Raw genomic sequence first — 22,508 nt, 5'->3', positions numbered from 1 at the left:
CTGCCTGATTTCGCCATCAAAATAACCCCGTATTTCCTGACTTTGGAAATACGGGGTTTTAAAATACTTTTTTACGCCTTGTTACGGACGTTCTCGTGTATGCTCGCTCATTTCCGAACTATTTTTGAGAATGAGCCGATTGACCTCATCTGACAATGCAAGAAATGCATCTTTGTCTTTTTTTTCTAATGCTTGATCGATTTGTGCATAGAGCATCTTCAACCGTGCTTCTTGCTCTTTTTCTTTAAAGTAATGTTCGATCAATTCTGCATCTTCTTCACTGATCGAATCATCCCATGAAGCAAAAGGATTATCCTCCAATATCATTAAATACTCTCGTGTTTGCCACGCATTCTCAAATAAGCATTCTACATATAATGGTCTTTTCCAATTCAAACGGATCTCATGAAAAATTTGATCTGTATCGGTAAATTCTTTTCCTTCCAAAAACAGCTTCATTGGCTCCCCATCGAAAGACAGATCACTAATCTGTAAGCCGCGGTTTGCTTGGTTGGCTCCCTCCACGAAGTGAACATTACTCAATATCGCTTCATGGTTTGCTAAATAATTTAAGATCCAAAAAACTTCCCTTCGACTAAAAGAGACGTGATTCACCATCCAAGTCAAAAAATTCTTTTTTTCTCTTACATCTATCAGCATCTTTCTCACCTCTCTGCTAGATCATCTAAGACTGACAATGCCTCCAAATCTCCAGGTTCATGTTCTAAATAATGGGTAAGTAATTCTCGTGTTCGCTCTAGTTGTCCTTCCTCACGTAAGAAAAAGGCATACTCTTTCAGAAAGTCTGGTTCATGTTCTAGTTCATGATACGCTTGTTCATAATGGACAGCAGCTACAGCGAAATCTTCTAGTTCATTATACGCATGGGCTAGATTCCATTCTGCATAAGGATTAGCTGTTTCCTCCATCTGGTTCACGACTTCGATCACATCTTCATATCTTTCATCATCTAGATAAAGATTACTTAACGTCAATAACGTTTCATCTTGTTTTTCTCCTAACTCAAGCGCTTCTAACAGCAGCTTTTCAGCCTTTTCTTTATCATGAAGTCGAAACGCATTCTCTGATGCCAAGTGATAAAGTTCTACTTGATATGGATTTTCCTTTATTCCTTCTTCTAAAACTTTTTGAGCCTCTTCGATCAGTTCTTCTTCCTGTAATGCTTGTCCTAAATAAAGATATAAAGACTGATATTGCGGATTGACTTCTCGCAACTCTTGGAGGTAATTGATGGCTTTTTCATTTTCTTTTAGTTGAAGATTCGTAAAAGCAAGTTGGAAAAGACGGTCATCTGTTCGTTCCTCTTGGAGTGCTTTCTCTAATGGTTCGATCGCCGCTTCAAATTCTCCTTGCATGCTAAGCGATTGACCCATGCGTTCTTGCATAGAAATACCAGAGATTTCATCTATGTCAGAAGATAGCAGACGTTCATAGATCATTGCTGCTTCTTTAAAACGATCAACTGAAAAATAAAGTTCTGCTAAAGCAAATTGGATCAGCGGTTCTTCTGGTAATAACACTGCTGCTTCCTTCAATTTTGCTTCACTGACCTCTGGTATGCCAATTACTTGATATAGATCAGCAATCGCTAATAAAGCTTGTGGGTAATATTCACTGTCTTTAGAAATTCGTTCTAAATAATCAAACGCTTGATCGATCTCATTGTCTTCGATCGCAATCTCCGCTAATGGAATATTCAACTCGTCATTTTCAGGATATTGTACGAGTAACTGCTCATAGATTTGTTTCGCTTCTTCTAAGAAACCGAGCGCTAATAATTCTTCTCCCAATTCAGCTAATACATCTGCTGGATCTTCTTTTAGAGCCTGTGCTAGATATAGCTGTGCTTGCGTTAAGTCTTCCTCTGATAATGCTTGTAGCATCTTTTCACTATTTGTATTCATTTAATCCCTCTTATCTCATTGACAATCTTTTCGTAAGTTGCCATAGTTTTCAATAATTCTTTCTCAGTTGGTGATTGGTAACCACCTATTATACCGATTTCTTCCAAAATGAGAATTTTTTTGCTTTTTTCAGCTAATTGCAGAACATTTTCTAAATAATCCGTTTTCGATAGCTGCTCTGGCCAACCGATTGGATAATTGAGATGCTTTAACCATATAAAAAAATTTTTTAGTTGAAAAGGCATCTTTGTGATCTCTACGTTCCAAACAAATTGGAAAAGCATCCCTAGTAATTTTTTCATACTAGCAGATAATAAATGCCCGTTTTCTGACAAATAAAAAGCTTGTTCAAACAGTTTACCATAATTTGTGAGTTTGTCAGCCTCTTCTTGATAAAAATAGATCATTTCTTCCAACATCCCAGTAAATGGCCGATGGTATAACTGCTGCGTAGTTGGATAATTTTTATATAATGTCTGTAAAAATGAGTGGTCGCATAGGATCCCACAAAAAGCAAAAGTCAAAAAATCGATTTGTTTGCCACTGATTTGTTTTTCACTGATGGTTTGATCGTAGACGATTCGTTCTGGGAGGGTCTGCGTTTGAAGAACAACTTGGTTAGGCAGCTGCAAAATGATTCGCTCTGGTGTCAATGCCCGAGCCATCGAGCGAATAGATACTGGAATAAGCCATAGCTTCGATTCCAGCGGTGTATGTTTTTGAAAAAAGCCAGCCAAGTCCATGATCCCTTCGTTTCCGAAACCAATAATGAGGAATGCTTCATTTTCAGGATAACGTTTGGCAAAAGTAAGTAGATTGCTTAATTCGATCAAATGATTGCATTGCGTGTTTGCACAGATGTACCAATCAATCTTACGAGGATTCGCAAACAACTGATTGATTTTATCAGCAAATAAGTCATAATACCGCTGATTCGTCAAAAACAGCACAGATTGCTCGATCTTCAGCGACTTTAACTGACTAACTAAAGTTTCTGCATAAAAGATTTTAGCTGTTTCACCATGCAACTCATAATCCAATTCCATGTGCATCCCTCCTTTCCCTTATTTTAACATTAGTAAGTAAAAACGAAAAAGGATAAGATATGTATAAAGGTTGTGAAAGAAGCGCACAGCTCCGAGCAAATAAGAACTAGATTTCTAAAATAGCTTCTCATATTTTGGAAATCTAGAGCTTATTGCTGAGGAGTTGCTTCTTGAACACCGTGGATAAGGTTGTGAAAAGAGCATTCAGCTCCGCCGACAATAAGAATGGATTTTTTCGAAACAGCTCTCCATGTTTTGAAAAATCCAGACTTATTTCAAGGAGTTGGTCTTTGAACACCGTGGATAAAGGTTGTGAAAGAAGCGCACAGTTCCGAGCAAATAAGAACTAGATTTCTAAAATAGCTTCTCATATTTTGGAAATCTAGAGCTTATTGCTGAGGAGTTGCTTCTTGAACACCGTGGATAAGGTTGTGAAAAGACCGTTCAGCTCCGCTGACAATAAGAATGGATTTTTTCAAGGAGTTGGTCTCTGAACACTATGGGCTAAGTTGTAAAAAGACCCGCTCCACGAAACTTTGCTAGTTCCTACAACTCACGGGAGCGAACGAGGAGCCTTTCTCATTTTTTATGCTTAGGCCCCACGTCATGTATAAAGAAAAGCACCTGTAGCAGGAGAGCTACAAGTGCTTTTTAGCTGTCTTATTTAACAGCATCTTTCAATGCTTTACCTGGTTTGAATGCAGGTACTTTGCTAGCTGGGATTTCGATTTCTTCACCAGTTTGTGGGTTACGTCCTTTACGAGCTGCGCGTTCGCGAACTTCAAAGTTACCAAAACCGATTAATTGAACTTTTTCGCCGTTAGCTAAAGCATCTTGAATAGTTGAAAATACAGCATCTACTGCTGCAGTTGCATCTTTTTTAGTTAAGTCAGTAGCTGAAGCAACTTTTTCGATTAATTCTGCTTTGTTTGCCATGGATAGATTCACCTCCTCCACAAGAGATATGATGTAAAACATCAGTTTAGTTAAAAACATTCTGAGTGGTCCAGAAGTTTAAAAGAAATATTGATCAAGTTCAATATTCTGTTATCACGATATCATATGAACCGCTTAATAGCAAGGTTTTTACCAATTTTCACATGCTTTTTTTAGTCATGAAAACGTAATATTTAAAACCAACTATTTTTTTTGAAAAATTCTACTTGATGTGTTAAAATGCCTATTTTCTTCTTCTAGGAATGATGCGAATCGATGTCCCTTCAAAGGTAAATGCTTTTCGAATTTGGTTTTCTAAGAAACGTTCATAAGAAAAGTGCATCAACTCTTCTTCATTGACAAAAACAACGAAGGTCGGTGGCTTAACAGCTACTTGAGTTGCATAGAAGATTTTTAAACGTTTTCCTTTATCCGTTGGTGTCGGATTGATGGCCACCGCATCCATGATGATATCATTAAGAACAGCAGATGATACCCGTAAGTTTTGATTCATGCTTACATCTTCAATCATTTCAGGCAAACGTTCAAGCCGTTGCTTTGTGACTGCAGAAACAAAAACGATCGGTGCATAATCGAGATAGCGGAATTCTTCGCGGATTTCTTGTTCAAAATCACGCATCGTATTCGTTTCTTTCTCGACAAGATCCCATTTATTTACCACAATGATCACACCACGGCCAGCTTCATGAGCATAGCCCGCTACTCGTTTATCTTGTTCGCGGATTCCTTCTTCTGCGTTCAATACCATCAAAACAATATCAGAACGATCGATGGCACGCATCGCACGCATCACACTGTATTTCTCAGTATTTTCGTAGACTTTGCCGCGCTTTCTCATCCCAGCGGTATCGATCATCAAGAATTTTTGACCATTTTCTGATACAAAGTGCGTATCGATTGCATCACGTGTAGTTCCTTCAATATCAGAAACAATGACACGATCTTCTCCCAAGATTGCATTGATCAAAGAAGATTTACCGACGTTTGGACGACCAATCAGACTAAACTTGATCGTATCATCATCTTCCTCTTCATTCTCATCAGAAAAGAATTTCACTGCCTCATCCAAGATATCACCAATACCTAATCCATGGCTCCCAGATACTGGGTATGGATCGCCTAACCCTAATGAGTAGAACTCATAGATGTCATTTCTCATTTCAGGATTATCTACTTTGTTAACAGCTAATATCACTGGTTTGTTACTACGATATAATATTTTTGCAACGACCTCATCCGCGTCAGTGACACCTTCACGTCCACTAACCACACAGATGATCACATCCGCTTCTTCGATGGCGATCTCAGCTTGGTGTTTGATCTGATCCATAAATGGTTCATCACCTAAATCGATCCCACCTGTATCGATCACGCTAAACTCACGACCTAACCATTCACCTTTTGCGTAAATGCGATCGCGAGTTACTCCAGGAGTATCTTCGACAATCGAGATACGCTCACCAGCGATGCGGTTAAAAATCGTAGACTTACCGACGTTCGGGCGGCCAACGATTGCAATTGTTGGATTTGCCATAGTTATTTCCTCCTCACAAGTTTCCAATCTTATTCAGTTTAACGAATGTCTCACTAACTTTCAAGCATAGACTGACAAATAAACAAAGTATTTATCTTCCTTTCAGTCAAAAACAGCTTTTTGATCGTAAAACCTGTCCTATTTGAAAGTTACAATCAAAAAAAGTCTATTCTAGCCTACTATACTAAAAAGTTCTCTCGACGTTACGGATTCATATTTACTATTTCCGCTACTTCCCCCTAACTTCAAACAACCATCAAAAACAAAAAACGAATCAAAAACCTTTTTAAGATTTTCGATCCGCTTGCTTTTGATTTTACCAAACGATACGATTATTTTTCTGAATCGTCTGATGTGTTTCCTTCTACTTCTTCTTTTAATGCATCCCCTAAAAGATCTCCCATTGTAAATCCAGTGTTTTCTTCTGGCAATTCATAAGATTCTACATCTTTAGGTTCTTCTTCAGAAGCTGGTTTTTCTTCTAAAGCTTTGATGCTAAGAGCAATACGATGCTCTTCAGGATTTACTTCTAGCACTTTCACTTTCACATCGTCGCCTTCATGAAGAACTTCATGAGGTGTAGCGATATGTTTATGTGAGATTTGAGAAATGTGAACAAGTCCTTCTACCCCAGGGAATACTTCCACAAAGGCACCAAAACTTGTCAAACGCTTCACTTTACCGTCTAAGACTGATCCAGCTGGCGCTTTTTCTTCGATATCTGACCAAGGTCCAGGCAACGTATCTTTGATCGATAATGATACACGTTCCTGTTCTGGGTTGATAGATAGTACTTTCACTGTTACTTCATCGCCTACAGCTAAGACATCACTTGGCTTAGCAACATGGCTATGAGAAATCTCAGATACATGGACTAGTCCATCGATTCCGCCTAAGTCAACGAAAGCACCAAAATCAGTAAGACGTGCTACACGACCATCGATCGTGTCGCCTTCATGAATATTTGCTAAAACTGCTTTTTTCTTCTCTTCTTTTTCAGTTTCGACAACTGCTTTATGTGAAAGGATCAAGCGATTTTCTGAAGGTTCGATTTCAACGATTTTGAACGTCAACGTTTGCCCTTTGTATTCTGAAAAATCAGCAACAAAATGGTCTTCCACCATTGAAGCTGGTACAAAGCCACGAACGCCTACATCAACGACCAATCCGCCTTTCACGACGTTTGTCACTGGTGCTTCGATCACATTTCCAGCTTGGAAATCTTTTTCGATATCTTCCCATACTTTTTTCGCATCTAAACGACGTTTGGAAAGTAAATAGCTCCCGTTTTCTTTATCTTTGCCAATCGTACTGATAACAACTAGATCCAAGACATCTCCAACTTTTACTATATCGTTGATCTCTTCGACAGGTGAAGTTGACAACTCTTTTGCAGGAATGACGCCTTCTACTCCAGCCCCTTCGATCCCTACAACCACTTGTTTGTCTTCGATTACTAACACTTCGCCTTTGACAACATCACCGACATTTACTTCTTGGACGCTATTCATTGCATCTTCCATCGATTGATTGTTATCTGTTTGATTTTGTTCAAATTCTGTCATAACACTTGTCCTCCTAACCAACATTCTGCCGTAACCACGGTACTGCTTTAAGTTTAATTGATTACTTAAAAAAAATAAAGCGATTTCGTTTGTTTTACTCTAAAAAAAGCGGAATTTTCGTAATTTTTCATTTTTTCACAAACGATAGCCTTTTTCGTTGACTACATCTTTGATTGCTTGCACGACTTGCGGGATCGATTTACCAGTGGTATCGATTCGAACTGCATCTTCTGCTTGTTTCAATGGTGATGCTTTTCTGGTGGAATCATAATGGTCGCGTGCTTGGATCTCTTCCGTCAATGTCGCTAAATCTGTAGGGATTCCTTTTTCGAGATTCTCTTTATATCGTCGCTGTGCTCGTTCAGTGACACTGGCAACTAAAAAGATTTTCACTTCTGCCTGTGGCAATACTGAAGTTCCGATGTCACGTCCATCCATCACGACTCCTCCGTCTTTAGCAATTTGACGTTGGATCGCCACTAACGCTTCACGAAGCTTTTTATGTGCTGAAACTTCCGAAACAGCTCGAGTCACATCTGGTTGACGGATAGCTGTTGTAACATCTTCGTCTGCTACCCATACATGCTGCCCATCAATTTCTTGACTAAAAGAAATCGGATAGTGATCCAATAATTCTACTAACTTCGTTTCGTCTGAAAAAGCAATCTGATGAGTTATAGCCAGATAGGTCACTGCGCGATACATTGCTCCTGTATCAGTATAAATATAGTTGAAATCTTTTGCTAAAATTTTCGCAACAGTACTTTTTCCTGAAGAAGCAGGTCCGTCTATTGCAATACTGATTCTTGTCATTTTCTAACTCCCTTTTCTCAAAAAAGAAGGGGCTGCGACCAAAGTCACTGCGCCTTCTTTTTTTACAGTCAACAGTGCAAACAACTTCATGGATGCACTCTTTTTTTATCTACCTTCATACAAAAAGAGACTGTAGAAAAAGAGTCTTGAGTATCAGATGACTCTTTTTCTAACATGTCTCATGATTATTTAATTCGTAACTCTTGTCCTGGGTAAAGGAAGTAGTTGTTTGGATCGATTCCATTTAATTCAAACAGTTGATCGATCGTAATACCTGCACGCTCTGCAACTTGTTTAGGACCTTCACCTGATTGGACCGTTGTAGTTGAACCTGCTGGCGCAGTAGATGAAGAAGATGGTGTCGTTTCAGCCGCCGCACTACTTGAAGGTTGTACTTCCTCTTGATCTACAACAGATGAAGAAGGAGTTGCTTCTCCTTGACTAACACTGCTGCTTGAAGGAGTAGTTTCCACTACTGCTTGACTCTCAGAAGTACTTTCAGATTCTTTACTTGATTCTACAGCCGAAGATTCTTCTTTTGTGGAAGAACTTTCAACCAATGATGATGTTGTCGAAGAAGATGATGCACTTGATGCACTATTCGTTGAACCGTTTCTGATCCAGAAATAAGCTCCTGCTGGAATCGCGATACATAAAACTAATAGAACTAAAAAGAGAGACAAGAATAATGTATTGCCTTTCTTTTGTTGTCGTTGAGAACTTCTTGAAGAAAATTCATCTTCCGTATCATAGATCGGTTGTTCCCATGGTTCTTGTGTTTCGTTATTTTCTGATGATTGATGTCGATCTTTTCTGCTCACCTTGTTAACCTCCTAAATTCTTTCGTGAGTATTATACCATAGTAAGAACTCCATTGTCTTAAAAAAATGCTATCCGTTGTTTTTTTTAAACAAATTTAGTAAAATCTCCTGCCACGAGCTTTTCTGTACAATTGGTGGTGTTATTGTTTTTGCTTCTCCATATAACTCTGCTCCGTCTTTATCACAACATTGTATTGGCTTGTCGACCAATTTTTCACCAAAATAATCAAGAATCAATTCTCTTCGACAAGTTTCACTATTGATATAATGAAGCATTTGCTGTAAGCGATACTGCTTTGCTTTTTCTTGTGCCTTTAATCGATCCACCCATTGTTGCGGATCAGTCATTTTTTCAACGACCTCCAACCACTTTTGCTGTACTTCATCAAAAAATTCGTTGTTATCAAGATTATTTTCTAGATAAAATTCAAATACTTGGCGTTGTTCTCTTGACAATTGGTTAAAGAAATAATGGATACGCTCATCGTTTTTCTTGTATAACAAAATTGCTTTGCTTGGTTGCTGATCCCTGCCGGCTCGACCAATCTCTTGGACATAATTTTCTAAACTATCTGGCAGATCATAATGGACGACTGTTCGGATATCTGGTTTATCGATACCCATTCCGAAAGCATTGGTAGCAACTAGAAATTGTAATTTATTTTGACTGAACTGTAACTGCAACTGTCTCCTTTGTGAAGCATCTAATCCACCATGATAATAGCCAACTGAAAATGATCCTCGATACAATTGATACAGTCGTTCCACTTCTTTTTTAGTCGCACAATAGATGATCATTGAGCCATTCGCCTGTTTCATCAAAGTAGCTAATTCTTCATCTTTGTCTTCCGTTTTTCTGACAAATAAAGAAATATTTTTACGATTGACAGAATGTCTCACTACTTGCGGTGGCAAAACAAAAAGCACCTTTTCGATATCCTGTTGAACAACCGTTGTCGCCGTTGCCGTCAATGCGAGCGTCACGGGTGATCCTAACCGTTTACCAATCACTCCCAATTGCTGATATTCCGGACGAAAATCCACCCCCCACTGAGAAACACAATGGGCTTCATCAATGACATATAAGCCGATTTTTTGTCGTTGCAAAACATTCAGAAGCTCTTTTTGAGTCAACATCTCTGGACTTAAAAACAAAAATTTATATTCTGCTAGATGTTGCAGCACATATGCTTTTTCTGATTTAGACAATAAACTATTGTATGCGACTACTCTTTTCTCTCCTTGCTTTTGAAGCTGTGTGACCTGATCTTCCATCAGCGATAGGAGTGGGGAAACGATGACTACTATCCCTTCCCTCAAATAGCCAGTTAGCTGATAGCATAGACTTTTCCCATTGCCAGTTGGTAAGACAGCTAGCACATTTTGTTCTTGCAAAAGGGCTTGGATAATTTCTTCTTGACCTGGTCGAAAAGATGAAAAACCAAATCGTTTGCGTAGCTCATCGATCAGTTCCATGTTCAAGTTCTCCTTTCAATAGACCAAGTTGATAAAAGCGGAATTCTCCGTAATCTAAAGAGAACTGCGCATTTATTTCTCGATAATTCCAAGAACGGACATCCTTCAACCGACTAAGAGAGTCCACTGTTTTCTTTGAAATCATCGTTGTGTAAGGAAAATCATCAAAAAAAAGCAACCATTCAATCAAATGATCTGTGACTGTTCCTTTTTTTAGTTGACGCGCAGACATCACTTGCTCAACAGAATATCCTTCTAAAATAAGCTTTCGCGTAATCAGCATACTCTGATTTAGATTCTGATCAAATAGTGGCTTGAGCAATCTAAAAAGCAAAAAGTCATTTCTTTTTTCGAGATTCTGTAACATGACATGAATTGCTTTTGCTTCGAATAACGTTGCTTGATTTTCTTGTTTATCCGTCAATTGATAAGGTAAAAGCCCCAAGTCATGTTCTCCTGAAAACTGATTGGCTAGAAAGTCAGCCAATTCTTCTGGCATCCCAGTAAACAACGCTACGAATTCCTGATAGATTTTTTCTGATAATTCTTCTCGGTTCAACTTTGTACTAGCTAGCCATCTTTTTATTTGGAATGTATAAAACGGACTTGTTTCAATCGGTAAATAATTTGCTGTACCATTTGTCAGATTCGAGACTACTTGGACAGCAAACTTGAGGAGACGCCAGCAAGTCAAATAGGTCCTGCCATATCGATCATAGTGCACTCCTTGATAAGAAAATTCGTTTTTTTCTAATTTCTTCTTCCCAAGCGTGGTGATTGATGCGTGGTTATCAATCAGAACAATCAGCTTTTCTTGCTCCAAGCGAGTAATGATCGCCAAAAATTCTTCTTGCTTCAATGTTGGAAAACTCCCATGAACCAATAAAAGATCATTCAAAAAACTATAAATCAAAACAGACGTCGTACGCTTCCCACTAATTAGTTGAAATAAGCTAGATACCCTTAGCTTGTTTCTTGATAAAAATAAAGATAAAATAAATTCAGTCATATTAATCCCCTTAAGAATAGGATGGTTAGAAATGTCATTACTATGTAAACTCGTCCCTGAACGTTGCATCGCTTGTGGACTTTGCCAAATCGAGGCGCCAGATATTTTTGATTATGATGAAGAGGGCATCGTGCTGTTTGCACAAGAACCAGAAGCCCATCAACAATTCGTCTCTGAAAAAGAAAAAGAACCCGTACAAAAAGCCTACCAAAAATGTCCGGTAAGAGCAATCTTACTAGAAAGATCATAATACAGCTATCTCATCAACAAGAAAAAATTTAGAAGAAAGGAGAGACTGGGACAGAAGTGTTTCTTACTTTTGTCCCACGCTCCTTCTTCTTGTGTCTTATTTGATCCTAAACAGCGACTGAGCAGATCATAGTCCAGCTAACCAATTCAGTAGAGTGTTGACGATTGCCGTTTGTTGATCTGCGTTCGTGATCTCCGCTTTTCCGTCTCCCTTTTGTTCGCCATAACTCCCAAAGCCCCCATGATTTCCACCTTCGATCGAAACATATTCTGTCTGCGTTGGCAAGTATTCTTTCGCTGACTCATAGGCTTCTTGGTCCAATACCTGATCGTTGGAAGCAGTGATGCTCAAGATAGGTAATTTACTTTTTGCAAGTGTTCCTTTTTTGTCAGGGTAACTTGCTAAATAAAAGATCCCTTTTAATTGTTGTTCTTTTGAGTTCGCATTCGCATAACGGCTTGCCATCACGCCACCCAGCGAATGGCCACCAATCACGTAATTTCTATCGGGAAAATCTTCTCTGATTTTATCTGCGCGGTTTCCACTCAAAATGGCTAAATCTAGCGGCATTTTGGCAATAGCAACAGTATAGCCGTTTTCTGCTAAATCATTTGCCCAAATACTGTAACTTTCTGGTTCTACTAATGCACCTGGGTAAAAGATCACTAAAGGTTCCTTTTTATTGTTCTTTTGTCCAAATAATAAGTAGTCTCCTTCATCTTTGCCATGTTGAGAAGCTTGAGTTGCTTGCGTGGAAGGCTCATACGTACTCTGTTGCAGATAGTAATAGCCAGCGCCGCCTGCTATGCCTAATATGATGACTAAACCTATAAGTATTCGTTTGAATAATTTCACTGTCTCTCCCCTTTTTCAATCAATTTTATCTGATCATTATAAAGTTACACTAAGGAAATTACGCTGAAAATGCAACTATTTTTTACTGATTCCTGAGGTAAATAAATAAAGCGATCCTCAAGTGTTAGATTTTGCACTAACCTTTGAAGATCACTTCAAGAAATTTCTGATTCACACTATTTTTCAAGAAAACCTAGTGAAACTTATTTCCCACACAAACGATAAATCGCTTCTGCATAGATTTCCATCGTTTTATACATACTGCTCAATTCCCATTTTTCGTTTGCTTGGTGCATTAGGTCTGGCGTATCAGGGAATAAGGCACCAAAGGCTACACATTGATTCATCGTCCGCGCAAATGTAGCTCCACCAGACACAAGTGGTTCGGTCATATCTCCAGTGATATCACGATACGTTCCTAACAATTGTTGGATCAATTCGCTATCTTTTGGAACATAAAGTGAATCAAGGAAGTCGAATTCTTCATATGTCAAATCGTATTTTTCAACAGTTTCTTTCATTTTTTCAACAAGATCTTCTTTTTTGAATGAAACAGGGATACGCATATCTACACCAATTTCTGTATGTTCTGGTGTGATTTCCAAATTAGCAAAGTTCATTGTCAATTCGCCTGACTGTTCATCGATTGTTTTACCTACCACTTTTTCACCAGTCGCATTTTCTTGTACTAATTGACCTAAAAATTGGATAGGTGCAAAATCAAATACTTCTGAAAGGGCAATGGCTAAACGTGAGATAGCATTGACGCCTTCTGCCGCATCTTTTGCGTGGATACTCTTACCAAGGACCACGATGCCATCATCTTTGTCTTCAAAATCGAAGTGATGTTTGTTCAATGCATCTTTAACTTCCGCTAATTTTTCACCTGAATAAGGTGCTTCATCAGGAACAACATTTAATGCTCCACCAGCATGAACAGAGAATTCACTTGTTCCAGGTCCAGTTAAATAAGCTTGTAATAGGCCTTTTTCTGCATAGATCAATGGGAAAACAGCATCTGGCGCAAAACCTTGTGTAACGCCTTCTTCTTTTTCGTTGTATTTTTCTAGGCAACGCCATAGATTTTCTTCGTCTGTTCCGAAAATGAAACGAATACGCGTTTTGAATTCAACACCTGCATCCATCAGAGCTTTAACAGCATACATCGCCGCCATCGAAGGCCCTTTATCGTCTTCTGATCCACGTCCGATGATGAAACCATCTTTTACAGTTGGATCAAATGGTTTTGTCTTCCAGTTATTTTCATCTCCGGCAGGCACCACGTCCATATGACATAAAATACCGAAGAGTTCATCTCCTGAACCAACTTCTGCATAGCCATAGTAGCCTTCAGGATCTTTAAACGATTTGAATCCTAAACCTTCGGCGATTTCTAACACTTTGTCTAAAGCCGCAACAACTTTTTTACCAAACGGATGACCTTCACCAGAATCTCCTTCATCTAAAACAGACGGGATTCGAATCAATTCACTTAAAGATTCTACTGCTTGTTCACGATGTTGTTCAGTTACAAATTGTTTCATGTTTTTAGCCTCCTAATATAATAAAAAGGTCATGTCAAAACAACAGACACAACCTCTTTTTTCAAAAATAATTAGTCTACAAGAGCTTGGATCTTGTAACGTGTAGGTTATTGCTACACCCCATATTTCCTCTACAAATCTAAAATTTGTTAGGAGAGGATCATAACATTGCTGCTACACCTAAGATAACACAAATGGCTACAAAAAGGATAGCAATCAACTTACCAGTAAATTTCCACCATACTGAGATATCGAAGCGGGCAATTGCTACCGCACCCATCACGATTGCAGAAGTTGGTGTGATCAAGTTCACTAAACCTGATGCAGATTGATAAGCCGTGATAACTAAGTCTTTGCCGACTCCAGCAAATTCACCCATTGGTCCCATGATTCCCATCGTAGCAGCTGCTAAACCAGAAGTTGATGGAATCAAGAATGACATTGGGATATAGAAGATGAATGTCAAGATCAAGAAGACACTTGATGATAATGAACTTAGTCCTTGTTCGCCCCAATGTAAGATCGTATCTGTGATCAAACCATTGTTCATTACGACTTGGATACCGCGAGCGACTGCTACAACGATCGCTACACCGATCAAGTCAGAAGCACCAGCTAAAAACTCAGAGATAAAATCTGATTCTTTCATCCCATAAGTAAATGCCACAATGATTGCCATTACTAAGAATAGCATCGTGATTTCAGGGAAGTACCAATCACCTAGCGGAAGCATGTTTTTACCTAAAACTGTACCAACAACAGGTATACCTGTTATCCATTTTGTCAACGATTCAAAAATAGTGAAGTTTGAATTCAAAGTCGTCCAAGGAATCAAACTGATGATCATGATACCAAATGTAATAAAGAATAGAACGTTTACATGTTTTTGACGTTTCGTGATCGTTTCTTGGCGACCAATCGAATCGATATCAAAATGTTTCATGTCTTCGTCGCGTTGGTTGTAAACCAGTGATTTTGTCGGATCTTTTTCGATCTTTGATGCATAACGATAAACATATAGAATAGAAATCGTGATCAATACAACGAACATCAAGAAACGTAAGCCAATTCCTTCACCCATAGAGATACCTACAGCCTGTGAAGCAACCCCTGTGGCAAATGGGTTAACTGTTGAAGCCAAACAACCCACTTGTGAGCCTACTAAAACGATTGCAACAGCAACTACAGTATCAAAACCAACTGCCATCATTACTGGAATAAGCAACGCATAGAATGGAATCGTTTCTTCTGCCATCCCATAAGTTGATCCACCTAGAGCAAACAAGATCATCAATACAGGAATCAACATTTTTTCTTTGCCTTTAAACTTTTTCACTACAGAAGCAATCCCTGCATCTAGTGCACCTGTCTTGTTGATGATCCCTAGGAATCCCCCAACAACCAAGATAAAGAAAGAAATTGGAATAGCCGCTGGTGTTTCTTTTGTTAGTTCTCCAGCAGGAACCCCTAACATCCCATTGATTGGTGCCATGAAAATATCCCATAGTCCTTGGGGATTTTGTTGCACTCGTTCATAAGATCCAGCAATAATATTCCCATCAGCGTCAACACCATAATGTCCTGCCGGGATGAACCATGTCAATACAGCGATAATCGCAATAATGATGAATAAGACCGTATACGCTGAAGGCATCTGAAATTTTTTCTTTTTTGTTTGTTCCATGTTCTTCTTCCTTTCTTATTTCTTTAGAATCTTTTTAGTTTCGATTCAAATGTTATTTTATCAAAAATAGCTGAATAACAAAAATAATAACTCGTAGAATCGAAAAGTTTTATTCAAAAAGGTTCGTTTTTTCTATACCTCCTTCTATAAAATTATTGGAAAGCTTTTTCATCTTTATTGTAGCGGTTTCTTTCAGCTAATAAATAAACCTATTTATCATTCAAAAAGCGATGATTTTCACACTTGTTTGTATAAAATACATTTTTATGCATTAAAGAAGAAAATACTCAAACACCATCTATAAAACGCTTACATTATTTTATATAATGTATTTTTTTTCATAAAAATAATGCGAGAAAATTTTCATTTTATTTGTTGATAACTATTCTATTCACAATTCCAACAAAAAAATTGAGGCTGGGACAGGAGTGTTTAACTCCGAGAAATAAGAAGAAATCCACGAAAATTGATTTTCAAATTTTTGTGGATTTCGGCTTATTTAAGAAGGAGTTGCTTCTGCTCCCACCGTTTATTCATTTTTAAAGAATGAGAAATGAGACAAAAGTGTTTCTTACTTCTCACGCTCATCGGGAAATCTACTTGGGTCCACTAAAAATGTTGGTCTTTACGTTTATTCATGATTTTCTCAAATCTTACTATCATTTTTCTATTTCACTGTCGGTGATTCTTCCAATCAATACGTATACAAATGAAAATTATCCAATAGTTCTTTACTGCGCTGATATTCTAAATACCAATCATTTTTTTCTTGCCGGTCTTTCTCTGTGACACCGATTGCTACATATATTTCTAGAAAAAGGCGTACACAGTTGAGGTGAAAGTAGTCGACTTGTTCTTCCACAAAAACCAATAAAAGCTCTTCCTTATTTTCCAATGAAGGGATCGGATTAAAATGACTCTGACCAACCGAAAAATACAATTCTGATGCTGTTTCTCGTTTGATTTGATACACTTTGACATGTAGCTCCATCCACGAGAGTTTTTGCGTATTTTTCATTGAGACAAGAGCATTGAAGCATTTTCCTTCGTAAGTAGACTTGGGAATCATCTCTGGGTTGATCTCTGTTAAGGTAAATCGCTCGTTCAAAATTTTTAATGCCTGTGGCACAAGTCCCTTCATGTATCGTCCCTCCTTAATTGATCGTTGCTCCGCCTGAAAAGTTCATTAAGGTTCCCCAACCATCTTTCATTGAGTCAGCCATCGTACCTGTAGTTGTCACATACCCTCTTGTTTCTCCTAATGGTATGGACAGATAGCCGATTCTTTCCGTTCCATAACGATTTGCATCCAAACTTTGTAGTACTGAACGAAAAGTAGCGTACGTACGTTTGTTTATTGATCAAATCCAAGTTTTGCACCTTTAATTGGTCCCACCAAATAGTCTTGATCGAACTAGTCGCATTAAATCTTGTTAGTAGCTCACAATTTGTTGTATTGCCACTGCGAATAATGAAATAGGTCAAGGCAACACCAGTTGCTCTCAGCAAGAGCTGTCTTCTACTCTCATGTATTCTCTCTAATAACTCGTGCTTTTCTGTTTCTGTTAGTGGCACGTTTGAATCAATGAAAAATGTTTGGCTTACTTCATTGGTTGTTTCTTCGATCGTTAGTTTCTTCGTCATCGTTCGATTTTGTCCTCTCTCACTGATAGCGATATCTGCAAATGCATACTCTGAAAAACCAATAATCAAAAAGGTTAAACAAATCAAGATGATTCCTTCTATTTTTGACATCATAAATCACTTACTCAATTTATTGTCATTAGCTACTTCTTTTTGCTATACTCCTTCCTGATTTATTTTTTCAATGTAGCCAAGTTCAACCATTCCTCGTACCTCGAATGACTATTTCAAGAATGCTAATCATCAACTAAAGAGAATAGATGTTATTTTAAATAGAATTTTTTCTAATTTTCCCCTTAACTAGTTTATATGTACAGTATAATTCATCCTCTGTATCTTTACTATAATAACAAGGAATATGTAATTTTAAAACAGCAAAAAAGCTTAGAAGAAACATCATTATCTACATGAGATTCTTCCAAGCTTTATATTTTATAAGTTATTTAATGATTGATCAGCTATTTTATTACCGTATGTCGCTGTTCCAGTTTATGTTGTTTGCGACTTAACCAAGGGAGTAGTTTTGCATGCAACACTAGGAACGCTGCACTAACGATAAATCCTTTGATCAAATTAAACGGTACGATACCGATCAACACGTAATTTGTTAAAGGCATCCCCAACATTTGATTCGCATTTAACCCAAGAAACATCAGGTATAATGGCGTGATCACGAAATAGTTGGCTACGCTCATGAACAAGGTCATCGCAAGAGTACCAGAAATCACTCCAGCAAATTTATTTCTGCCTTCATTTTTTTTCTTTCTAAAGAAGTAGAATATCGGTAATGTAAAGATCGATGTTGCTAAGAAACTTGCCGCATCTCCTACTAGATTATCTGGTGAAAAGCCAGTAGTCACTAGATGTAAGATTGAACGCAAAAATGCTGTGACTACGCCTGCTAGTGGCCCAAATAAAAACATACTGATCAGTACTGGGATATCACTAAAGTCGATCTTTAGAAAACCAAAAGCTGGCATGATTGGAAATGCAAAATATTGCAAAACCAAACCGATCGCAGCAAACATTGCTACAGCGACCATTTTTTGTACACGGGTGTTCTTCATTTGAAATCCTCCTGTTAGGACTCCTCTTCAGCGAACTTTTTTAACGACTCGATCATTTGCAAATAAAAAAACTCTCCTTAGCACAGGGAGAGTTAGAGTTATTTGGCAAAAGTCTGCGTCAAATAAGCTCTATCTTCTTTATCCAGACTGTACTGTCGGTACCGGAATTTCACCGGTTCAGCTACTTGAAAAGTAGGTCGTGGACTTTAACCACCGGTCGGGAATTTCACCCTGCCCCTGAAGACGAACCATTTATGATTTTTTGTTTACCCTTTCATTATACATACCTTTAGAAAAAATGCAATCTTTTATACTTATAATTAGTAAGTAATTATTTTGAGTGATTCAATAAACTGCTTACTTCCTTTTTGTTCAACTCACGATAGTCTCCAGGACGCAAGCCTTGAAGCGTCAAATCACCATATTTTTCACGCTTTAGTTTTTGGACGGGTAGCCCTACTGCCTGCAGCATATTTTTGACTTGGTGGTTGCGGCCTTCATGGATAGTCAATTCCACGATACTATGGTTTGTCTTTGGATCTACAGACAAGATTTGATATCTAGCTGGAGAAGTCCATTTTCCTTCGATTTTGACACCTTTAGTGATCGGTGCTAGGTTAGACTTCGTGGCAATACCTTTTACTTTAGCAACATATACTTTATCTACTTCATGTTTTGGATGGGTCAAACGTTGTGCAAAATCACCGTCGTTTGTCAATAACAGGATGCCTGATGTATCATAATCCAAACGTCCAACTGGGTAGATCCGTTCCTTGACCATCGGAAGAAGATCGGTCACAACTTTACGTCCTTTATCATCAGCGACTGCTGAAATGACCCCTCTTGGTTTATACAATAGATAGTAGCCAAATTCTTCTTGATAGATCGGCACTTCATCTACTTCGATCATATCATTTTTCGTTACTTTGACCCCTAGTTCTTTGATGACTTGGCCATTGACTTTCACTCTGCCAGCTAAAATATATTCTTCTGCTTTGCGTCGTGAAGTTATGCCAGCATGGGCAATTACTTTTTGTAGTCTTTCCATTACGATTGTTCTCCTTCATTCATTCCATCAAAAAATAGATCTAATGGTGCATCTTCTTTTAATGAAAGTTCCATTTCTTGTATATCCGGTAATTCTTTCAGCGATTTGAGACCAAAGTAATCTAAGAAATAAGAAGTTGTCCCGTATAATATCGGACGTCCTGGTCCTTCTACTCTCCCTTTTTCCTCAATCAGATTGTGGGCAGATAGACGTTGAACGGCCCCTGAAACTTGTACACCTCGGATTTGTTCGATCTCGACTCTTGTGATTGGCTGTTTGTAGGCAATGATTGCCAAAGTTTCAACAGCTGCTTGCGAAAGCGTATTTGACGTTCCTTGAGCATACCGTTTCAACAACGGCGCTAGTTCTTTTTTGGTCGTCAAAACGATATGCGCCTCTGTCTCCAAAATATGTAATGCACTCGTTGTGTCATTTTCATATCTCTCTTCTAGCTCTGCGACCAGTCGTAGTGCTTCCTCTTTGTCGATTGCTAAAATATGGCTGATTTCATCTAAGGCGATTCCTTCTTCACCGACTATAAAAAGAATCGCTTCAAGTTCACTTAATTTCGTCATTGTTGATATCTCCTATTGCTGGATAAAGCATGATTGATTCATAATTTTCTTCTTGTTGGGCAACGATCTGTCCATTTTTCATCATCTCTAATATTGCCATAAAGGTTGTCACGATCTCTGTTTTTGAGGGCGATTCAAAAAAAGAATCAAAAGTGCAACCTTGTTTGTTTCTTTTTAAACGCTCTTCAACAAAGATGATCCGCTCCTCGATCGTTGTATCGTCTGGCGCAATGGTCTTTTCAATTTTTTTCGAAAATTGCTTTCGTTCCAAAATCTTCTGCATTGCACGAAACAAATCGACTTGCTTCACTTGTCCACGTTTCAACGGCCTTTCCTGTCCGATCAAGTCATCAACGGCTAGTGGTTCTTTTGTAAAATACAAGCTTCTTTCCTGTGCTTTTTCTGTTAGTTTTTCAGCAGCATATTTGTATTTCCGATATTCAAGCAACTGATTCACTAACTCATCGCGCGGATCTTCTTCCCAATAGCCGTCTTCTTCAATGATTGTTTCTTGAACAGGCAGTAAAGTCTTGCTTTTGATAGCCATCAAGGTAGCAGCCATCACCAGGTATTCTCCCGCAACTGCAAGTTCTAGCGTCTTCATGGTATGGATATAATTCATGTATTGTTCCGTGATCGTCGCAATAGGGATATCATAAATATCGATTTCCATTTGCTGGATCAAATGAAGAAGGAGATCCAATGGTCCTTCAAATACATCTAATTTGATATTGATCTCTGTCACCGTGTTCACTCTTTCTTTTTTTTTTCATTCAGCCATTTGGTAAAATAGGGCTCTGTGATCTCTGTGGCACGAATTTTCTTTTCAGGATATTTCTGTTCAAGTTCATCCAACATTAGAAAGCCCATCTTTTCTCCACGATAAGAAGGATTCAACGCTACATCATGAATGACTAGTTCCTCTTCATCTCCCCAATAAACGCCAATGATCCCTTGGATATTGGTTGAGCCTTCAGGAGTGAAGAAGAAAATCTCATACTTTTCTTCTGTTTCATACGTATCGATCTCTTTCAGCCGGTTTTCTTTATCCGCTAATTTCTTGTGGAAACTTAAAAGTCCCATAGCGATTTTACGATTTTCTTTTCGGTAATGTGTTAACATTTTTTCACCTTCCTATGACTAAGCCCTTGGAAAATGCTGCTTATAAACATCCGTCATTCTTTTCTTCGTGATATGTGTATAGATTTGGGTCGTTGATATATCCGCATGGCCTAGCAATTCTTGAACAGTTCGGAGGTCCGCACCGTTTTCAAGTAAATGAGTAGCAAAACTATGGCGTAAAGTATGTGGCGTCACTTCTTTTGTGATACCGGCATCACGCACTAATTGTTTCAAATTTTTCCAAATACCTTGTCGTGATAATCCTGAACCATGATTATTCACGAAAACGTGGACTTCAGTAGCGTCTTTGACAAGTAATGGTCTCACTTCGTCTAAATAACGTTCCAACCATTGGATTGCATAATCACCTAAAGGAATGATTCTTTCTTTATCTCCTTTACCGATCGTCTGTACTAACCCTAAAGATAAATGCAGATCGCTCAATTTCAAACCGATCAGTTCACTCACCCGCATTCCTGTAGCATACATGACTTCCAGTATTGCGCGATCTCTGATCCCCAGATTTTTGGTTGTATCTGGAGCTTCGATCAGACGTTCAACTTCTTTCAAAGACAGTGTGCTAGGTAACTTTTGGGCTTTTTTAGGTGTATCGATATGCTGCATCGGATCATGATCAGTAATACGTTCTTGGCGTAAAAATTGATGAAATCTTCTTAAACTTGTGATCATCCGTGTGACAGTCGCGGGTGCTTTTTTTTCATCATGCATTTTCTCTAGATAACTGATCACTATGAAACGATCGACATCTTGCCATGCAGTAATTTTTTTTTCCTCCAAAAAATGAAGGTATTGCGCTAAATCACGTTCATAACTTTTTCTAGTATTTAATGATAATCCTCGTTCAATCGTCAGATAGTGGAGATAATCATTGAGTTCTTCTTTCATAATAATCCACCTCGTGCTACTCTATCATATCAGATAGCCTTCATTTTCGATAGTCTCTTTTAGGTGCAGACAAAGAAAAAGCCGTCTGTTCCATTAGACGGTTTTACTTTCTTTTTCCTGATTATAACATTTTTGGCAGATACCGTGAAAAGTTAAGCGATGATCTTTTACTAAAAAGTGATAGCGATCCTCTACTACTTCTTCTACCTGAATCAATAGATCTTCTTCCACTTCTTCGATCGTCCCACATTTCAAGCATAATAAATGATGATGAAAATGTTTAGCCCCTTCTTTTCGCAAGTCATATCGTGCAACACCGTCGTTAAAGTTCACCTTATCGATGATTTTTAGATCAGTTAATATTTCTAATGTACGATACACTGTAGCTAAACCAATTTCTGGGCTTTTCTTTTTTACTAGAAAAAAAACTTCTTCTGCGGATAAGTGTTCTTTTTCATTTTCTAACAGAACAAGCAAAGTTGCTTCTCTTTGCGGGGTCAGTTTAAACCCAGATTCGTGTAACTGCTGTTTTGTTTTTTTCATTACTGACATAGCGTTCATAACCATTTTTTTCAACCCCAACAATTTATAATAATTATAATTAACCAGACTATTTTTACTCTCTAAATTAAAATAATTATAAGCTAGTTAAGAAAAACATGCAAGC

The 22,508-nt window shown here is 38.2% G+C and carries 23 protein-coding genes and 1 riboswitch; of the genes, 1 reads left to right on the top strand and 22 read right to left on the bottom strand.

Features of this window, described 5'->3' with window-relative positions; all coding sequences use genetic code 11:
* Nucleotides 1-81: 81 nt before the first annotated feature.
* The 10 genes from CJZ72_RS10065 to CJZ72_RS10020 form a co-directional block, all read right to left on the bottom strand.
* A complete protein-coding gene (locus tag CJZ72_RS10065) occupies nucleotides 82-660 on the bottom strand; it encodes a ReoY family proteolytic degradation factor (protein ID WP_081134408.1) in 579 nt (192 codons plus the stop codon).
* Nucleotides 661-665: 5 nt separating this feature from the next.
* The gene (locus CJZ72_RS10060) at nucleotides 666-1,925 is read right to left on the bottom strand and encodes a tetratricopeptide repeat protein (RefSeq protein ID WP_005878560.1); all 1,260 of its coding nucleotides are present in this window, start codon (nucleotides 1,923-1,925) and stop codon (nucleotides 666-668) included.
* Nucleotides 1,922-2,971 carry a hypothetical protein gene (locus tag CJZ72_RS10055; RefSeq protein ID WP_081134409.1) on the bottom strand — a complete coding sequence of 350 codons (1,050 nt, stop codon included), beginning with the start codon at nucleotides 2,969-2,971 and terminating at the stop codon, nucleotides 1,922-1,924. Before CJZ72_RS10055 ends, CJZ72_RS10060 begins: the two co-directional genes overlap by 4 nt.
* 660 nt (nucleotides 2,972-3,631) lie before the next feature.
* Nucleotides 3,632-3,907, bottom strand: a complete 276-nt coding sequence (locus tag CJZ72_RS10050) for an HU family DNA-binding protein (RefSeq protein ID WP_002290178.1) — start codon at nucleotides 3,905-3,907, stop codon at nucleotides 3,632-3,634.
* Between the two features lie 244 nt (nucleotides 3,908-4,151).
* On the bottom strand, nucleotides 4,152-5,462 hold the full coding sequence (gene der / locus CJZ72_RS10045) for a ribosome biogenesis GTPase Der (protein ID WP_005878566.1): 1,311 nt from the start codon (nucleotides 5,460-5,462) through the stop codon (nucleotides 4,152-4,154).
* A 332-nt stretch (nucleotides 5,463-5,794) separates the two neighbouring features.
* Nucleotides 5,795-7,027, bottom strand: a complete 1,233-nt coding sequence (gene rpsA, locus CJZ72_RS10040) for a 30S ribosomal protein S1 (protein ID WP_081134410.1) — start codon at nucleotides 7,025-7,027, stop codon at nucleotides 5,795-5,797.
* Between the two features lie 135 nt (nucleotides 7,028-7,162).
* Entirely contained in the window at nucleotides 7,163-7,840 is a 678-nt protein-coding gene (cmk, locus tag CJZ72_RS10035; protein ID WP_005878569.1) for a (d)CMP kinase, read from the bottom strand.
* Between the two features lie 185 nt (nucleotides 7,841-8,025).
* Nucleotides 8,026-8,661, bottom strand: a complete 636-nt coding sequence (locus CJZ72_RS10030; protein WP_095443803.1) for an SAG1386/EF1546 family surface-associated protein — start codon at nucleotides 8,659-8,661, stop codon at nucleotides 8,026-8,028.
* 69 nt (nucleotides 8,662-8,730) lie between these two features.
* Nucleotides 8,731-10,137, bottom strand: coding sequence for a RecQ family ATP-dependent DNA helicase (locus CJZ72_RS10025; protein ID WP_081134412.1), 1,407 nt, complete (start codon nucleotides 10,135-10,137; stop codon nucleotides 8,731-8,733).
* The gene (locus CJZ72_RS10020) at nucleotides 10,121-11,146 is read right to left on the bottom strand and encodes a helix-turn-helix domain-containing protein (RefSeq protein WP_081134413.1); all 1,026 of its coding nucleotides are present in this window, start codon (nucleotides 11,144-11,146) and stop codon (nucleotides 10,121-10,123) included. The genes CJZ72_RS10025 and CJZ72_RS10020 overlap by 17 nt, the downstream gene beginning before the upstream one ends.
* Nucleotides 11,147-11,177: 31 nt before the next feature.
* Here CJZ72_RS10020 and CJZ72_RS10015 point away from each other — a divergent pair, with 31 nt between their 5' ends.
* Complete coding sequence (locus tag CJZ72_RS10015; RefSeq protein WP_081134414.1) at nucleotides 11,178-11,396, top strand: ferredoxin; 219 nt, start codon at nucleotides 11,178-11,180, stop codon at nucleotides 11,394-11,396.
* 126 nt (nucleotides 11,397-11,522) lie between these two features.
* Here the strand turns inward: CJZ72_RS10015 and CJZ72_RS10010 are convergent, their stop codons facing one another.
* The 12 genes from CJZ72_RS10010 to fur form a co-directional block, all read right to left on the bottom strand.
* Entirely contained in the window at nucleotides 11,523-12,251 is a 729-nt protein-coding gene (locus CJZ72_RS10010; protein WP_081134415.1) for an alpha/beta hydrolase, read from the bottom strand.
* Between the two features lie 203 nt (nucleotides 12,252-12,454).
* Nucleotides 12,455-13,795, bottom strand: coding sequence for a M20 family metallopeptidase (locus tag CJZ72_RS10005; RefSeq protein ID WP_081134416.1), 1,341 nt, complete (start codon nucleotides 13,793-13,795; stop codon nucleotides 12,455-12,457).
* A gap of 160 nt (nucleotides 13,796-13,955) precedes the next feature.
* The gene (locus tag CJZ72_RS10000; RefSeq protein WP_081134417.1) at nucleotides 13,956-15,479 is read right to left on the bottom strand and encodes a YfcC family protein; all 1,524 of its coding nucleotides are present in this window, start codon (nucleotides 15,477-15,479) and stop codon (nucleotides 13,956-13,958) included.
* Between the two features lie 694 nt (nucleotides 15,480-16,173).
* Nucleotides 16,174-16,620, bottom strand: coding sequence for a hypothetical protein (locus CJZ72_RS09995; RefSeq protein ID WP_081134418.1), 447 nt, complete (start codon nucleotides 16,618-16,620; stop codon nucleotides 16,174-16,176).
* A gap of 74 nt (nucleotides 16,621-16,694) precedes the next feature.
* Nucleotides 16,695-17,237: a hypothetical protein gene (locus tag CJZ72_RS09990; protein WP_232509728.1), complete on the bottom strand. Its 543-nt coding sequence runs from the start codon at nucleotides 17,235-17,237 to the stop codon at nucleotides 16,695-16,697.
* 344 nt (nucleotides 17,238-17,581) lie between these two features.
* Entirely contained in the window at nucleotides 17,582-18,190 is a 609-nt protein-coding gene (locus CJZ72_RS09985; RefSeq protein WP_005878592.1) for an ECF transporter S component, read from the bottom strand.
* Nucleotides 18,191-18,317: 127 nt separating this feature from the next.
* A riboswitch (FMN riboswitch) is annotated at nucleotides 18,318-18,439 on the bottom strand.
* A gap of 82 nt (nucleotides 18,440-18,521) precedes the next feature.
* Nucleotides 18,522-19,238 carry a pseudouridine synthase gene (locus CJZ72_RS09980; protein WP_081134419.1) on the bottom strand — a complete coding sequence of 239 codons (717 nt, stop codon included), beginning with the start codon at nucleotides 19,236-19,238 and terminating at the stop codon, nucleotides 18,522-18,524.
* The gene (scpB, locus tag CJZ72_RS09975; RefSeq protein WP_095443802.1) at nucleotides 19,238-19,813 is read right to left on the bottom strand and encodes an SMC-Scp complex subunit ScpB; all 576 of its coding nucleotides are present in this window, start codon (nucleotides 19,811-19,813) and stop codon (nucleotides 19,238-19,240) included. The genes CJZ72_RS09980 and scpB overlap by 1 nt, the downstream gene beginning before the upstream one ends.
* Nucleotides 19,797-20,567 carry a segregation/condensation protein A gene (locus CJZ72_RS09970; protein ID WP_179135144.1) on the bottom strand — a complete coding sequence of 257 codons (771 nt, stop codon included), beginning with the start codon at nucleotides 20,565-20,567 and terminating at the stop codon, nucleotides 19,797-19,799. The genes scpB and CJZ72_RS09970 overlap by 17 nt, the downstream gene beginning before the upstream one ends.
* Nucleotides 20,564-20,935, bottom strand: coding sequence for a GNAT family N-acetyltransferase (locus CJZ72_RS09965; RefSeq protein ID WP_005878601.1), 372 nt, complete (start codon nucleotides 20,933-20,935; stop codon nucleotides 20,564-20,566). The genes CJZ72_RS09970 and CJZ72_RS09965 overlap by 4 nt, the downstream gene beginning before the upstream one ends.
* Before the next feature lie 18 nt (nucleotides 20,936-20,953).
* Nucleotides 20,954-21,841 (bottom strand): site-specific tyrosine recombinase XerD, encoded by an 888-nt coding sequence (gene xerD, locus CJZ72_RS09960; RefSeq protein ID WP_005878604.1) that lies wholly within the window; start codon nucleotides 21,839-21,841, stop codon nucleotides 20,954-20,956.
* 93 nt (nucleotides 21,842-21,934) lie between these two features.
* Nucleotides 21,935-22,408, bottom strand: a complete 474-nt coding sequence (fur, locus tag CJZ72_RS09955; protein ID WP_005878606.1) for a ferric iron uptake transcriptional regulator — start codon at nucleotides 22,406-22,408, stop codon at nucleotides 21,935-21,937.
* Nucleotides 22,409-22,508 lie beyond the last annotated feature (100 nt).

Origin of the sequence: Enterococcus durans, assembly GCF_002277935.1 — a bacterium.
Classification (GTDB): Bacteria; Bacillota; Bacilli; order Lactobacillales; family Enterococcaceae; genus Enterococcus_B; species Enterococcus_B durans.
Note: the sequence above shows the minus strand (reverse complement) of the source record. Positions and strands in the feature narration are given on the sequence as shown.